This is a genomic window from Proteobacteria bacterium CG1_02_64_396, assembly GCA_001872725.1.
Taxonomy (GTDB): Bacteria; Pseudomonadota; MNWR01; order CG1-02-64-396; family CG1-02-64-396; genus CG1-02-64-396.
Genome location: MNWR01000105.1, coordinates 27035 through 42462, shown reverse-complemented (window position 1 = coordinate 42462; position 15428 = coordinate 27035). Strand labels below are relative to the sequence as shown.

Below are 15428 nucleotides of genomic sequence, written 5' to 3'. Positions count from 1 at the left end.
GATCATAGTGGTGGCTATGTGACGAAAAACCGGGGGAATTTGGACCGATTACCCGCCGGCGCAGTAGGACGATCTCAAGTCCGACAGACTCCTAGCGGTTAAGCGGTGATCAATGGGGGGGATACAGCGGAAGGGGCTATTGCCCCCCCTCAGCCGAAGATTTCGCGCAGGCGCACCGCTCGGCGGATCTTGGCTTTTTCGTGCCACTTGATCTCTTCGGCGCTTTCGGGGATCGCCTCGGGGACTGCCACCTTGTTGCCCTGATCGTCGACCGCCACCATGGTGAAGTAGCAGGAGTTGGTCGTGGTGATCTCCCGGGTATGGATGTCTTTGGCCTCGATCATGATCCCCACCTCCATGCTGGTTTTGCCCGCCAGGTTCACGTTGGCGTAGCAGGTCACCAGCTGCCCCACATGGATGGGGTGTTTGAAGTTCACCCGGTCGACCGAGGCGGTGACGGTGGTGGTGCCGGCATGTTTAACCGAGCAGACGTAGGCGACCTTGTCGGCCAGCGCCAGGATGTTGCCGCCAAAGATGGAGCCTGCGAAGTTGGTGGCGTTGGGCATCATGAGCTCGGTCATGATGGTCTGGGAATCGCGCATTGGCTTGGGGGCGGGACGGGACATGGGGGCTCCTGGGCTTCGGGATCACTCCCGGCTGGCAAGCAGGTTTTTCATCTTATCGAAGAAGACATCCTTCTCGATCTTGATTTCGTGTTCTTGGTGTTGCCGCGAGCGACCCCGTCCCATGCCGGTCGACTCCATCCCCTCGTCGGGCAGCTCATCCAAAAAGGGGGAGGGATAAGCCGGACCGTATTCCCGGCCCCGGCGGCGACGCTGACACTGGCTAATCGCCAAGCGGTAGCGGGCGCGGGTGATGGCAACGTAGAACAGCCGCCGTTCCTCCTCCACGCTGTCTTCGGCCAGGGCGTTGCGGTGGGGGAGTAGCTCCTCCTCGACCCCGACGATGAAGACATAGGGCCATTCCAGCCCCTTCGAGGCGTGAATGGTCGATAGGGTCACCTCGTCCCGCTCCTCCTCTTTTCTCCGGTCCAGGTCGCTTTGCAAGCTGATGCGCTGCAGAAAACCGGCCAGGGTCGGAGGATCCTCGCTGGTGTCGCGGTAATAGGCGACCGATTCGAGCAGGCTGTCGACGTTGCTCAGCCGTCGCTCGATGGTCTTCATATCTTCGCCCCCCCCCAGGATCGACTCCTTCAGGCCGGAGTTCTGAAAAAGGTCGGCCATGGTGTCGACCAGATCTTCACGCTCGAAGCGAAAGCTGAAATTGGCCAGCAGCTCCCCTAGCGATTTGGCTCCCTCCTGACCCGCCTTGGGCAGTGCCGCCAGCGCCTCATGATCGTAAAGTCCCTCGACCGGAGAGATTTTCTTGCGGTGGGAGGCCTGCACCAGATGACCCACCGCCACCGCCCCCAACCCCCGCTTCGGGGTATTGACGATGCGCAGCAGCGCCGAGGTGTCTTTGTCGTTGGCGATGGCCCGCAGGTACGAAATCAGATCGCGGATCTCGGCCCGTTCATAGAAACTGATCCCCCCCGAGACCTTGTAGGGGATTCCTGCAGCGCGGAAGTGTTGCTCTAAAATGCGGGCCTGCTGGTTGGAGCGGTACAAAACGGCAAAGTCTTTGTAGCGGGCGTTGTCTTTAAATTTGAAGGTCAGGATCTGCTCGGCGATCCACCGCGCCTCGTCGTCGTCGTCCTCGGCGCAGTGCAGGGTGACCGCGTCGCCGTCGCCTCGCTGGCTCCACAGGCTTTTCTCCATCCGTTCGGTGTTGTGGGAGATCACCCGGTTGGCGGCCCGCAAAATCCGGTTGGAGGAGCGGTAGTTCTCTTCGAGTTTGATGATGCGCAGGGCCGGGTAGTCGTCGTGGAGTTTGAGGATGTTCTGAATGTCGGCGCCGCGCCAACCGTAGATCGACTGGTCGTCGTCCCCCACGCAGGTCAGGTTGCCGTGGAACGAGACCAGCTGGCGCATCATCTGGTACTGGGCGCGGTTGGTATCTTGATACTCGTCGACCAGCATGTGCCGGATCCCCTCAGCGAGGTTTTGACGGATCTCCGGCTCTTGTTCAAAAAGGCGCATCGGCTGAATCAGCAGATCGTCGAAATCGACCGCGTTGATCTGCTGGAGCGCCTGCTGGTAGGCGGGGTACAGACGGGCCGCCATCGCCTCGACCGGGTTGTCGCCGGGGGTGAAGTTTTCGGGGTGGATCCCCGCCCCCTTGAGGTTGCTGATGATGTGCAGCAGCGGATCGGCCGGTTGGCGCCCCGGGTCGATCCCCTCATCCTTCATCACGTCGGTCAATAGTTTCTTTTGATCGGCGCTGGGAAGAACAGTCACCGGGGGGTGGTAACCGAGTAGGCGGCCATGGCGTTCGAGAATTTGCAGTCCAAGGGAGTGAAAGGTCGCCACCCGGATCCCCTTGAGGCTGGCGGCAGGGATCATCTCCTTGAGGCGGCGGCGCATCTCGTCGGCAGCCTTGTTGGTAAAGGTGACCGCCACAATGTTTCGGGCCGACATGCCTTGGCCGAGAATCATGTAGGCGATTTTATGGGTGATGACGCGGGTTTTGCCCGACCCGGCACCTGCCAATACGAGCAGGGGGCCTTGGGTCGAGTGGACGGCGTCGCTTTGTTGGGGATTGAGATGATCGGACATGCCGATAGGGTAGCGGATCGCTCGCGCCTGTGGGAGCAGCAACGATGATGCCGCAGCGCATCCTGGGCTTTAATCCCGGCCAGTGGCTGGGGATTGTGTTGCTGTTGGCGATCATGGGGGTGGGGTTGGTGGCGGTCTCCTCGGCCTCCCAAGAGATGGAGGCCGATCGTGCGTTCGATCAATTCCTGCGTATGTTGCTGGGGCTGGGGGCAATGCTGGTGGTAGCCAAGCTGCCGGTGGAGTTTCTACGCCGCTGGAGCGTGCCCTTGTTCATGGGGCTCCTGGTGTTGCTGATCCTGGTCCCCCTAGTGGGGCAGGTGCGGCTGGGGGCGCAGCGCTGGTTGGTGTTGGGGCCGCTGGTGCTGCAACCCTCCGAGCCGATGAAGATCGCCCTGATTTTGATGCTCGCCCGCCTGTTCGCTTGGTCCGAGGGTCCCCCCGTGCCGTTGCGGACCGTCGCCACCGCCATCGCCGTCATGACGATCCCTACGGTTCTTATCGCGCGGCAACCCGATCTGGGGACCGCCCTGCTGCTGTTCGGGGTAGGGAGCATCATCTTATTTGCTGCCGGGGTCAGTCGGCTCTTTTTTATGATTTCGGGGGCGCTGGCGATCACGGCGGCTCCGGTGATGTGGATGTTCGGGCTCAAGGATTACCAGAAACAGCGCATCCTGACCTTTATCAACCCCGAGTCGGACCCTTTCGGCTCGGGGTATCACATCCTGCAAAGCAAAATTGCGGTCGGCTCGGGGGGGGTCTGGGGCAAGGGGTACGGGGAGGGGACCCAAAGCCACCTGCAGTTTCTGCCCGAACGCCACACCGATTTCATCTTTTCGGTGTTCGCCGAAGAGTGGGGGTTGGTGGGGAGCATGTTTTTACTGGCGCTCTTTGGGCTGTTGATCTTGTGGGGGGTGCGCAGCGCCTGGCTGGCCCGTGACCGGTTCGGCGCCCTGATTGCGTCGGGGGTGACCGGCATGCTCGCCCTCTACATCGTCATTAACGTTGCCATGGTGTTGGGATTCGCCCCGGTGGTGGGGGTGCCTCTGCCGTTTATTAGTTATGGCGGATCGGCGATGTTGACCTTGTCTGTGGGGGTGGGGTTGCTCCTGAATGTGCGGCGGGGGGAGGTTTGGCTGCGGTGATGTTTGCTGTGGCCCAAAAAATCGTCACAAGGCGGTTGACGTCGCTTGGGTGGTGTGAACAATACGCGCCGCTGGTTCGGGGGGTCGTAGTTCAGTTGGTTAGAACGCCTGCCTGTCACGCAGGAGGTCGCGGGTTCGAGTCCCGTCGACCCCGCCACTCACCAGAAAAAAATGCCCCCGCAGTGCGGGGGTTTTTTTTTGTCCGGTTGTCCTGTGGCAGGTATCACCTCTCTTGGGTTGCTTCCAAGGGGCACGTTGCCGATCATCCCTCCACTCTTTTGGGGGTGGGACGATCAGTTCAGTGTGCTGGTACCGTTTTTGCCGTGCGCAAACAATGTTACTAAACAATGCCGAATTACTCGGCATTTTCTGGGTTACAGGAGGATGGTTCCATGAAAAACGCGTTGGTTCGGGTTGCTGCGGTCTCCTTGGTTGCTTCCGGGTTGGCATTCACCCCCCTCGCTTCGGCCCAGGCTGCCGATTTCGAGGTGAAGAATATGTTCGAAGATGCCATCTACGGTGCCGGGATCGGCGCAGCGGTTGGTTTGGGCCTGATGCTGGTGCAGAACAAGCCGACCGATCACTGGAACTACATCGTGAAAGGGGCCGGTATCGGCATCATCGGCGGCGCGATTTACGGCGCGGTGGTTGCCAGCAACGCCCTGGTCGAAGTTAAGGATGGCAAGATGATCGCCTCCGTCCCGACCCCCAAGGTGGGCTTTATCGTGGCGGGCAACGACATGGTGCCGGTGCTTTCCGCCGATCTGATTCACGTCGCTTTCTGAGTTGGATGTGACGGTCGCATTGAATCGTCATCTCGATGGGCTTGATGCCTCGATCCTGGCCGCTTGGGCGGGCGAAGCGCTGACCGAGCCGGACGGCATCGCGCTGTGGATCTTCGCCGCCGACGGGGGCCGCTGGGACGAGGTCAACATCGACGAGCCCCGGTTTGTGCACGACGCAGAGACTCTTAAGAAGGCGATTGCTGCTCTGGTGGCGCGATACCCCGAGGGGATGGAGGAGGTCGTGGACAACTGCCATGTCTACGGCGAGCCGATGGGTTTCGAGGAGCGGGTCGGTTTTTTCTTGGAACGTACCCCCGACATGCTCTACGGATTACTTCCCAGCCGGATCGAGGTTCCCAAGTGGGGCGAGGTGACGGTTCTGGGGGGCGACGGGGTCGACCTCTATGAAATAACTGCCGAAGGCCGGATGGTGATCGCGGCTTGGTCCCGTGTGGTGTATTCCGCCTGAGGAATCCATGTACTGAGATGTCCAACAAAAAAGGCGCCGATGGGCGCCTTTTTTGTTGTTTTGGTGTGCAAGGCGACTAGGCGGTGGCCTGCTGCTCTTGGCGCTGACGTCCCAGTAACTCGTCGAAGATGTCCCTAACCGAAACAATGGCCTCATGGCGATGGGCATTGCTCCCGGCAAAGTGGAGTCCGCTGAAGGTGTCTCCCTTTTGGGCCCGGTTGAGTACATCGGCGATGCAAAAATGGGTTTCGTCGTCGCGACAGAAACATTTTTGCAGACAGTTGGCTAAGCACTTGTGGGGCACCTCTTCCCCCTGGAAAAGCGCCCCGGTGAAGGGGGTGCGGATGGCGCGACTGGGCAGGCCGACAGGGGAGTCGACGATGACGATGTCGGAGGCCTTGGCCTTGATGTACTGCATTTTGAAGGCGGGCGAGGCGTCACACTCGTGGGTGCAGATGAAGCGGCTGGCCATTTGCACCCCGGCAGATCCAAGGGACATCGCCCAGTCGATATCTTTGCGATCCCAAATGCCGCCAGCTGAAACCACCGGGATCGGCTCCTGCCACTCTTTTTCGAGATAAGCGACCAGATCGGGGACCACGTTTTCAAGGTTGTAGGCCGGATCGAAGAGCGATTCCCGGTCGACCCCCAGGTGTCCGCCGGCGGTGTTGGGATCCTCGACCACCAGGGCATCGGGCAGTCGTTTGTAGACCTTGGCCCAGCGACGACACAACACCTGGGCCGCCTTCACCGACGATACGATGGGGACCAGGGCGACTTCGGGATTATCGGCGGCGTATTCGGGCAGGCGCAAAGGCAGGCCGGCGCCACTGACGATCACCTGGGCCCCACCCTCGACCGAGGTCCGAACCATCGCCTCGTAATCGCGCACGGCTACCATACAGTTGGTGCCGATGACCCCTTCGGGGCTCAGTTCGCGGGCGATCCGTAATTCGTCGAGCAAGGCCAGCTTGTTGGCGCGGTAATAGTCGCCCGGTTTCTTGTAGTGGGGGGAATTAAGCGAGAGCGCGACCGACGCAACCAACCCGATCCCCCCCTCGTTGGCCACGGCAGCAGCCAACCCCGAGGCGGAGACTCGGACGCCCATCCCACCCTGAATGATGGGAACCGATGCAGTCCAGCGACCGATTTTTAATGGGGGCAGTGCGGGCAGGGACAAATGGGACATAAAACCCTCTATGCGCAGCGGTGCGTCGACTTGGACGCACGATGTTTTACAGACAATAAGCGACAGAAATCACTTTGGGACGGTACAGTCCCAGGGTCGGAATCACAAGCACCGTCATGGGCTTGAGGCACCATGTCAATGTCACCTTCGTGGTGGCCGCTGTTCCAGCTCGGCGGGCTCCGGTATGCTTTTGGTGCGGATGAACGGCATTTTCTTTTTTTGGTTAGATCAGGGCGGGCTCAATGAACTGGTTGTCAAATTTGATGCGACCCAAAATCAAGACATCCAAGGTGGAGCGTAGCGACCGCGGCGCTCCGGACGGTTTATGGACCAAGTGCGACGAATGCAAAGCGATCCTTTATCGCAAAGAGATGGATCGCGAGGCCAATGTGTGTCCCCGCTGCGGCGCGCACCATCGCCTTGGGGCGCGTGGTCGGGCCGCCTTGCTGCTCGATCCCCACTTTACCGAATGTGATGCTGCGCTGGTCCCGGGCGATCCCCTCGGTTTTAAAGACAGCAAAAAATACCGGGATCGGGTGAAAGAGACCCAGAAAAAGACCGGCGAGAAAGAATCGGCGTTGGCCTTTTCGGGGGCATGCGCTGGCGTGCCGACCGAATTGGTCGTGTTCGAATTCGCTTTTCAGGGCGGCTCCATGGGGTCGGTTGTGGGTGAGAAGATCGTTCGCGCGGTGAATCGAGCGATTGCGCGACGGGCTGGGTTGGTGGTGGTTTCGGCATCGGGGGGGGCGCGCATGCAGGAGGGGACCCTGTCTCTGATGCAGATGGCCAAAACCTCGGCTGCCTTGCAGCGGTTGGAGCAAGCCAAACTGCCCTACATCTCGGTTTTGACCGATCCGACCATGGGTGGGGTTTCGGCCAGTTTTGCCATGCTGGGCGATGTGATTGTGGCCGAACCCAAGGCTCTTATTGGGTTTGCCGGTCCACGGGTGATCGAGCAAACCATCCGTCAAACCCTGCCTGAGGGTTTTCAGCGGGCAGAGTATCTTCTAGAACATGGCAATATCGATTTGATTGTCGACCGCCGACAAATGCGTGACCAACTTGCCCAATTGTTGGCCACCATGTTGGGGTTGCCCGAGGCAGCAACCGGCGATCAGGGATTTTCGGTCCCCGCCGCGCAGGCTTGAGCGCCCCTTGTCCGTTCCAGGCGACTCCCCCCTTTTGAGGAGGCTCGATGCGTTGGGGATGGATCGCCCGCAACCCGGCTTGGACCGGATGAAGGCGGTTCTGAACCGCCTCAATCACCCCGAACGATGTGCCCCTGCCGTTCACATTGCCGGCACCAATGGCAAAGGATCAACCCTGGCGTTTCTTGACGCTCTGGCCCAAGCGGCCGGGCGAAAAACCGCCCGTTTAACCTCCCCCCATTTGATTCATGTCGGCGAACGGCTGCGCATCGACGGCCAGATCACCCCCTTGGTTACAATGGAACAAGCTCTGGAGGAGGCATGGTCGACTCCGGGCGGCGAAGATTTGACCTACTTTGAATCGGTCGTTGTAGCCTCGTTTTTGTTGGCGCACGCTGCCAAACCAGACCTGCTGTTGGTTGAAACGGGGCTGGGCGGTCGTTGGGATGCGACCAATGTTGTCGACACCTGCCTGCATCTTTTTTCCCCCATCGACATTGACCACACCGCCTACTTGGGTGAAACCCTGGGCGCGATTGCTGCCGAGAAAGGGGGAATCATTCGCTGTTCCTCCCCGGCCATTAGTGCGCCCCAGGTTGAGTCGGTAGGGGGTGTCCTGCACCAAGCGGCGCAAAACCATGGTGCCCCTTGGCGTCGGCTCCAGCCCCAAATCGATTTCGGCGGTTCATGGCAGCATGCCCGATTTTGTTGGCGTGCCGATTGGCTGCCCGAAATCGAACTGCCCCTTCCCGGCGATCATCAGGTAGAAAACGCGGCATTGGCGATTGCCGCGGCAGAGCATTTATTCCCGAATCTTGCCCCCGAAACGATCAACGCGGCCCTTGGCCAGGTTCGATGGGAAGGTCGATTGGAGCGGTATCGATGGCGCTCGCCATCCGGCGATGAAATCGAAGTCATATTGGATGGGGCGCACAACCCCGCCGGAATGGACGCATTGGCAGGATTTTTGAGGGGTTATCCTGCTCTGGGAACGACCCGTATCCTACTGGGGGTGATGGGAGATAAGGATGTATCCCAGATGATCCGAATCCTGGAAGGGCTTTCTGCCGAGATGGCGGCGGTGGGCTGGGACGAGACACGCGCTCTGGATCGACAGGGCTGGCAGCGTATTGCGCCGCAGCTTCCCTTTATGGGTGATCCGGTCCTTGCTTTGGCGCAGATCCTGGGCAACTGCAGTCGAGGGGATCGGGTCGTTGTTGCGGGATCACTGCACCTGTTGGGTTTCATCCGGCGTCGGTGGTCATGTTCAAGCGCAACGTAAGCGGTTGGGGTCTATCCGCCGCTACCTTGATGGCAGGGGGGCTCGCCTGGGGACAGGAACCGCCTCCGGGCATGATCGATTTGCAAGCGCAGCAGATAGTGCAAAACCAGGCCTCTATCGAGGCCCGGGGCGATGTGGTTTTGCAGCGCGATGAGACGACATTGTCGGGCGGCTGCCTTCAGTTCGACCGAGGATCGGGTTGGATAGAGGCAGGCCAGGATCTGCTGTTGCAACGCCCTGACATCACCGTTGCGGCGCCGAAAGGCCATTACCACCCGAAAGATCGAGTGGGATCTGTCGAGCAGGCGAGTGGTACGATTCACGGGGCCGACGACATCTACTTCAGAGTTGATCTTCTCGAATTGGGGCCGCAATCCTGGACCCTGACCAATCCCTGGATTACCACCTGCGATCCCGGACGCAGCGACTGGGCACTTCGCGCCTCGATGGCCGATATTGATCCCGACCACTCGATGACCCTGCAAGACCTTCGCTTCGAGGTCGAGGGGATACCGGTCGCCTATTTACCGTGGTTACGCACTACCCTCAAACCCCGCGATTCCGGGCTGCTCTTTCCCCTTTTTTCTTCGGGTAACCGTCGCGGCAGCGAAATCGCTTGGCCTCTTTATTGGGCGACAACCCCGTGGATGGACATCACCTACACCCCCCACTGGATGAGCCGTTTAGGGTGGGGGCATGAGGGGGAGATCCGCTTGGCCCAGCCGGGGGATGGGATGTTGTTGTTGCGCGGTTTTCTGCTCAACGATGGAGGCCAAAGCCGTTCGTTGAAGGGATGGGAACAGCGCATTGTAGGGCCTGGGTGGCATTGGGAAACGAGGGGAGAGCTATTTTCAGATGTGGGCATGGCCAGCGATTTCGTGCTCCCTCTCCAGCGCGATGCGACTGGACGTTATGCGATGCAAACCGCGACATTGGCAGGTGCCGGGGAATGGGGGAATGGGGGCCTGTTTATGAACCACCGCCAAGATTTAATCGGCAGCAGCCAGGGACAGGTGGTATCGGACGCAGGCTGGATGTGGTCGATGAGCGGCATTGTGGATGCTCTATCGTTCCAGTGGGATGTGGAGATGACCCAGAAGCGGTGGTATGCCCCGCAAGGGGTCGATTTAAGCCGGTGGCAGGCGACTCCTAGCGTAGGTCAATCCATCAATGTGGACGGGTTCGCTGCACAGTGGCAGGCCCGCAGTTGGTTGGCGCATTATCGAGAGCGAGATGGTCGAGTTGTGCAGCGGGTGGTGCCGGCGGTGTCTGCAGATGTTTCAACAGGATTCGAAAAGGTTTTTCATGGCTCGACACAACAGGGTTGGAATCGGGTAAGACACCGGCTTCAACCACACATGCAGGCTGTGTGGATTCCATACGAAGATCAATCAACCCTTCCCGCCCAGGAAGCGGGTCCCTGGCAGCTGGGTTGGTCCAATCTATGGGCGCTCAACCGCTATGCCGGGGAGGACTATATCAACGGAGCTCGAAGAATCACCTTGGGCTTGTCGCAAAACCTGGATGGCGGGTACGGTCCAGTGGATGAGCGCAGGACTCGCCGATTTGGGGCACTTGAGGTGTTGCGCTCTTTCGAGGCCGACCCGAGTCGGGTGCTGAGCGACAATACGGGGGTTGTGGATCATTGGTCCCCTTGGTTCGTCCGAGTCATGTTGGGTTCGGATGAGGGGTGGTCGGCGGGTGGGGATATTCGATGGGACAATAGTGGGGTGCTCGACCGCCACCGAATGTTGCAATGGCGCTCGCAGCTTGCTCAAACGCGGTTAAGCGAATCGTGGATTCCGAATGTGCAACACTCGTGGATGTGGTCGGGGGCAGTAACCTCTGATATGGGGACGTTTAAAGCTCGATATGAATGGGATCCCGAGGGGGCCGGTTTTTTAAACTCAGGCATTTCTTGGCGAGGTGACTTCGGTTGCTGGGCGGTGGGGTTGGTCGCCGAGCGGCTTCGGTTGTTGGATGGTGGGTTGGATGTCCGTTTTGGATTCGGATTGACCCTGTTGGGCTTAGGCGGAGGAGGCAAACTTCCGGAGTTGTCAGACCTCTGATGGGTAGCCTTCGACGCGTTAAAGAAAGAAAGTGAGCCGATCTTGGCCCATGTTTTGGTCGAAGCTTTTCGCTGGAATTAAAAAAATAATTGCATAACAACAACTTAAGAAAATGGCACTCAAGTTGCAGAGTGGAGGGCGAGATGGACGTATCCCCAACCAAGGTGGCCAAGATGCAGCAAGCACGTGGGTTTACCTTGATCGAGTTGCTGATCACATTGGCCGTATTGGGTGTGGTGGCGGGAATCGCGATGCCAACAATTTCCGACATCATGGCCAGACAGCAGTTGAAGGGGGCGGCTAGGTTTGTGCTGGGCGATTTTAACAATGCCAGAATGTTGGCCGTGAAGGAGCGGCATGACGTCAGCTTTTTGTTTAATCAGAGTGTCACAGCTGGAGGGGTTGGGTATACGGCCGATGGCACCCACTACATTATTTGGTCGGATAAAGATGGCGATAATGTGAAGGATAGCGGTGAAGTTTCGGTACGGAGTATCGGAGAGAGCTTTCCGAGGATAGCGATTACCCAAGCGTCTTTTGGTGGTGGGTCGGTCTTCACATTTAAGTACATGGGAACCGCCACGCCTAATGGCCATGTTCAATTGTCGGATAGCAACGGTACTACGCGCCTAGTCAAGGTAAATGTGGCGGGCTCGAGCCATGTGGAGTGAGCGATGCGCGTAAACCACAACATGCGGTCTCAACATTCGAGCAGCAATTCGGCTGCGGGTTTTACGCTCATTGAAATGTTGGTAGCAATGGTGATTGTTGCGATCGGCATGCTTGGGATGGCGGGGATGATGGCCAGTGTTGCTAGGGCGTCCGTTTTTAGCAAACAAATGACCAATGCCGCGACCATGGCTAATGACAAGATGGAAGAGGCAATCTCTGTGGCGACTGCTGGCTCCGATCTTTATGCGTTTTATTCTGGACTGATTCCCAACCAGATCTGCGATCCAACGAATAGCTATTCCGGAGCAGTATATTTCAAAAACGATGCTACCACGGGAGGTGGGCTGATCGAGGGGGCTGCAGGCGATTGGGATTACCGCAGGTGTTTGGAGATCCAGAGTGCGCCGGCCGTTAGTGGGATTACGCTCACACGCATTAGCGTTAAAGTACAGTGGCTGTGGAATGGAAAAACCAAGGCGAATGGTGAGCCCTATTCCATCACCCTGCTCAGGGACGTCATGCCATGAACGATCAAACAAATCATCGTGTTGGCGGGTGTAGGGAAGGTGGTTTTACCCTCATTGAGATGATGATTACATTGGCGCTGGCAGGGATTTTTTTTGCCGCGATCACAAGCGCCTTCATTGCACAAAATAAAGGGTATCAGGTTCGTGATGAAATCACGGATATGATGCAAGGCGCGCGGGTCGCAATGGACATGATGACCCGAGAAATGAGAATGGCCAGCAGTTTTTCTTTTCCAAATCAGTCTTACAAAAATCAAGACGGAAGCTACAGCAAGGTGATTTTTCAGGCGGATGTTAATGGCCCAACAAATGGAGTGCTCGTGCCTGAAACCATTGTGTATGACCTTTACGACAGCACGCTCCTTGGGGGGGTTAAAGCCATAGGGCGCAAGAGGGGTACGGAAACGAAACAGCCTTTGGCTTTGAATGCGAGTAGCCTGTCTTTCACAATGTATTCGGACCCGTTGGATTTATCACAACAGGCAACAAACGAGGCTGATGTGGTTTTGATTGAAATTAACTTGACAGTGCGTACCGCAAATAAAGATGAAGGATATAGCCTGAACAATGGCTACCGAACCTACACCTTGACGAGTTTTGTTTCGCCTCGAAATTTGGCATTCAACTAGCTGCTTCGCTTCTAAAGCCTTTGAACACAATTCACCCGAACCCCACAGGGGGGGGCGGGGCAGGGCGGTCCGGCAAGGGCCTATCAAATCGACATCGCATGAAGGAGAACGGCCATGAACAAGAATGAGAACGGTCAAGAGAGCCGCCGTACCCAATGGCTCCACGGGGATAATCAAGTCGATCAGAACGGTTTCATTCTGGCGCTTGGCTTGGTGATGCTGGCTGCTGTTTCTGTGGTCGGCGTGGTGGCGATGCAATCGTCGCAGACCGATGTTTCGATCAGCGCCAACTATCGTGATTCCCAAATGGCTACATCAGCAGCAGAGTCCGGGATTGAGCTTGCACGTGCAGCGATTGCCCAGTATGTCTCTGCAAACGGAACCGACGCTGTTTTTAATGCAACTACGCTTGGGGTGGATGGGGAGCATTCCATTGGTGAGGCTAAATACACCCTCCAGATCACCTCGACGGCCAGCAACGACGACAACGGCAAGGATAACGACGACAACGGCAAGGATAACGACGACAACGGCAAGGATAACGACGACAACGGCAAGGACCAGTCTTCTATTGAACGCCTGTTGAATTTCCTGGTGCCAACGGCTGTAGCCGGCGACAGCAGCAAGGACAACGACGACAACGACAGCAGCAAGGACAACGACGACAACGACAGCAGCAAGGACAACGACGACAACGACAGCAGCAAGGACAACGACGACAACGACAGCAGCAAGGACAACGACGACAACGGTACCAAGATCACTATTTGCCATGTGACCGGTAATGGCTCAGGGCAGCACACCATCAGCATCTCTGAAAATGCTTGGTCTGCACACGAGGCCCATGGCGACATTCAAGGCGCATGTCCTGCTGGTGTTGATGTTGCCGACGTGACCTCGGTCGGCACCTACAATGGCGCGACTGCGACCGTTACCGTGACGTTGCAGTATCTGACCCCGAGCGGCGCCGTTGTTGCGGTCCCCGGCACCTACACTGCGCAGTAAGATAACGCACAGGCCAAGAATATTGTTGATGGGTAGGTTTAAACTAGCGCCGTAACAGGCTGAATAACAATAGCTTGTCTTGACTTGAAGCGATTCTCTGATAGCCTGCCAATGGGTCGAATAGCCCATTGGCAGGCTTTTTTCTTGTCGGCGTTCCTACGGGGGAGCTATGGAGCTGTTTGGTGGTAGGGCCTCGCAGCTAGTGGGGCTCGACATTGGGACTTCCGCAATCAAGGCGGTCGAGATTACCCAAGCGCGTCGCTCCAAAGGTGCTTCGGGCGTTATCCTGCGAAATATTGGCATTGAATACCTTCCTCCGGACACGATCGTCGAGGGTCAGGTCATGGATGCTAATCTCGTCGCAGAAGCCATCCGCAACCTGTTCGCACGGCGCCATTTTTCTTCAAAAAACGTTGTTTTGTCCGTTAGCGGAACGGCGGTGATTGTTAAGAAGCTTACCCTGCCGGATATGGGGCCATTGGAGTTAGAAGCGGTGGTGACCGATGAGGCTGAAAAAGCGGTTCCATTCGATATAAAAGATGTGAATATTGATTTTCAGGTATTGGGTAAAAAGCCCGAGAAAGATGAAGTAGATGTTTTACTGGTTGCCTGCAAGCGGGAGGCTGTTGAGGATCGTTTGTTTGTAGTTCGAGAGGCTGGGCTTGTGCCCAAGATCATGGATGTCGATTTATTTGCGGTTCAAAACATCTACCAAGAAATTATCGAGCCGACCTTGGGGTTTGATGATCTATCTGTTGTAGCGCATGAAGATGGAGAAGAAACCAAGGACCAGGACTTTATCGTGGCCCTGGTTGATATTGGCATTTCGTTAATGAATATCAATATTTTGGTGAATGGTGTCAGCCAGTTCACGCGCGATACCAACTTTGGGTTGCGGCAGTTTATTGAAGAGATCCAGGGGGAACTGGGAATTTCATACGAAGAGGCCGAAAGCATCTTGAGATCCCAGGGGGGCATGGACGACATCATGAACTTGCTGGGGGGCTTTTATGAATCGATGGCGATGGAAATTATTCGTTCAATCGACTATTTCTCATCAAGTCACGGTGGTATGTCTGTGAGCAGGGTGTCTGTAAGTGGCGGCGGTGCGGTTTTGCCGGATGCGCAAGCGCAACTTACCGAGCGAATTGGCGTGCCAGTTGTAATCGGGAATCCATTCTCCGGGATGGATATCCGCGTGCCAGACATGGAAGACGATAAGGTTCAGTCGGTAGGGCCGCTGTTCAATGTTGCCGCAGGCTTGGCTCTTCGGGGCATTTCGTAATGATTACCATCAATTTGCTTCCATACCGCGAGGCTTCCCGAAGACGGCTTTTGGTTTTTCATATGTCGGGGATGGCAGGGTTGGCGTTGATCGCCACAATGGCGTGTGCCGTGGCTTGGTGGTTTCAGGATCAAGAGATCGAAAACTTAAAGTCACAAAAGAACCAACAGCAAACGCAATTAACCTTTCTTACGGCTAAGGTTAAGTCGGTGGATCGAATTGAAAAGACAAAGAAAGAGGCCGAGCAAAAAATCACGATCATTGATTCCCTCCAGGTTGATCGTGGGAGCATGGTAAATCTCTGGAATGTTCTTGTCGCAAAGACGCCCGACCAGGTTTGGTATAGCAACTTGGTTCTCAGGGGGCGCGATCTAACGATGACTGGCTACGCACGAAGTAGTCAGGAGGTGTCGGATTTGGTTCGGGAGTTGGATGAGTCTGGCCTTTTTAGTGATGTGCCAAATATCAACTCGGTGGAAAAACAAGAAGTTCAAGGGGTTGCTGTAAGTCGGTTCAGGATTCTGGCCGTTATCAAGAAGCCGGAGGCGTAG

15 protein-coding genes and 1 tRNA gene are annotated in these 15428 nt (G+C 57.1%); 13 read left to right on the top strand and 3 right to left on the bottom strand.

Going from position 1 to position 15428, the window contains the following annotated elements; all coding sequences use genetic code 11:
* Positions 1-149: 149 nt before the first annotated feature.
* Both AUJ55_12730 and AUJ55_12725 read right to left on the bottom strand, forming a co-directional pair.
* Positions 150-602: a hypothetical protein gene (locus AUJ55_12730; protein ID OIO54052.1), complete on the bottom strand. Its 453-nt coding sequence runs from the start codon at positions 600-602 to the stop codon at positions 150-152.
* Positions 603-647: 45 nt separating this feature from the next.
* Positions 648-2675, bottom strand: a complete 2028-nt coding sequence (locus AUJ55_12725) for a hypothetical protein (protein OIO54018.1) — start codon at positions 2673-2675, stop codon at positions 648-650.
* 44 nt (positions 2676-2719) lie between these two features.
* Between AUJ55_12725 and AUJ55_12720 the strand changes: the two genes are divergently transcribed.
* The 4 genes from AUJ55_12720 (at position 2720) to AUJ55_12705 (ending at position 5071) form a co-directional block, all read left to right on the top strand.
* Positions 2720-3817: a rod shape-determining protein RodA gene (locus AUJ55_12720; protein ID OIO54017.1), complete on the top strand. Its 1098-nt coding sequence runs from the start codon at positions 2720-2722 to the stop codon at positions 3815-3817.
* An 80-nt stretch (positions 3818-3897) separates the two neighbouring features.
* A tRNA-Asp gene (locus AUJ55_12715) sits at positions 3898-3974 on the top strand.
* A gap of 235 nt (positions 3975-4209) precedes the next feature.
* Positions 4210-4602 (top strand): hypothetical protein, encoded by a 393-nt coding sequence (locus tag AUJ55_12710; protein OIO54016.1) that lies wholly within the window; start codon positions 4210-4212, stop codon positions 4600-4602.
* Between the two features lie 7 nt (positions 4603-4609).
* The gene (locus tag AUJ55_12705; protein ID OIO54015.1) at positions 4610-5071 is read left to right on the top strand and encodes a hypothetical protein; all 462 of its coding nucleotides are present in this window, start codon (positions 4610-4612) and stop codon (positions 5069-5071) included.
* A gap of 76 nt (positions 5072-5147) precedes the next feature.
* Here the strand turns inward: AUJ55_12705 and AUJ55_12700 are convergent, their stop codons facing one another.
* Positions 5148-6260 (bottom strand): 2-nitropropane dioxygenase, encoded by a 1113-nt coding sequence (locus AUJ55_12700; protein ID OIO54014.1) that lies wholly within the window; start codon positions 6258-6260, stop codon positions 5148-5150.
* 242 nt (positions 6261-6502) lie between these two features.
* Between AUJ55_12700 and AUJ55_12695 the strand changes: the two genes are divergently transcribed.
* The 9 genes from AUJ55_12695 (at position 6503) to AUJ55_12655 (ending at position 15428) form a co-directional block, all read left to right on the top strand.
* A complete protein-coding gene (locus AUJ55_12695) occupies positions 6503-7408 on the top strand; it encodes an acetyl-CoA carboxylase subunit beta (protein ID OIO54013.1) in 906 nt (301 codons plus the stop codon).
* Between the two features lie 58 nt (positions 7409-7466).
* Positions 7467-8690 (top strand): hypothetical protein, encoded by a 1224-nt coding sequence (locus tag AUJ55_12690; protein OIO54012.1) that lies wholly within the window; start codon positions 7467-7469, stop codon positions 8688-8690.
* A gap of 71 nt (positions 8691-8761) precedes the next feature.
* On the top strand, positions 8762-10759 hold the full coding sequence (locus AUJ55_12685) for a hypothetical protein (GenBank protein ID OIO54011.1): 1998 nt from the start codon (positions 8762-8764) through the stop codon (positions 10757-10759).
* Positions 10760-10902: 143 nt separating this feature from the next.
* Positions 10903-11430 (top strand): hypothetical protein, encoded by a 528-nt coding sequence (locus tag AUJ55_12680; protein ID OIO54010.1) that lies wholly within the window; start codon positions 10903-10905, stop codon positions 11428-11430.
* A gap of 3 nt (positions 11431-11433) precedes the next feature.
* Positions 11434-11958, top strand: a complete 525-nt coding sequence (locus AUJ55_12675) for a hypothetical protein (GenBank protein ID OIO54009.1) — start codon at positions 11434-11436, stop codon at positions 11956-11958.
* Entirely contained in the window at positions 11955-12587 is a 633-nt protein-coding gene (locus tag AUJ55_12670) for a hypothetical protein (protein ID OIO54008.1), read from the top strand. The genes AUJ55_12675 and AUJ55_12670 overlap by 4 nt, the downstream gene beginning before the upstream one ends.
* 114 nt (positions 12588-12701) lie before the next feature.
* On the top strand, positions 12702-13592 hold the full coding sequence (locus tag AUJ55_12665) for a hypothetical protein (protein OIO54007.1): 891 nt from the start codon (positions 12702-12704) through the stop codon (positions 13590-13592).
* A 169-nt stretch (positions 13593-13761) separates the two neighbouring features.
* Positions 13762-14877 carry a hypothetical protein gene (locus AUJ55_12660; GenBank protein ID OIO54006.1) on the top strand — a complete coding sequence of 372 codons (1116 nt, stop codon included), beginning with the start codon at positions 13762-13764 and terminating at the stop codon, positions 14875-14877.
* A complete protein-coding gene (locus AUJ55_12655) occupies positions 14877-15428 on the top strand; it encodes a hypothetical protein (GenBank protein OIO54005.1) in 552 nt (183 codons plus the stop codon). Before AUJ55_12660 ends, AUJ55_12655 begins: the two co-directional genes overlap by 1 nt.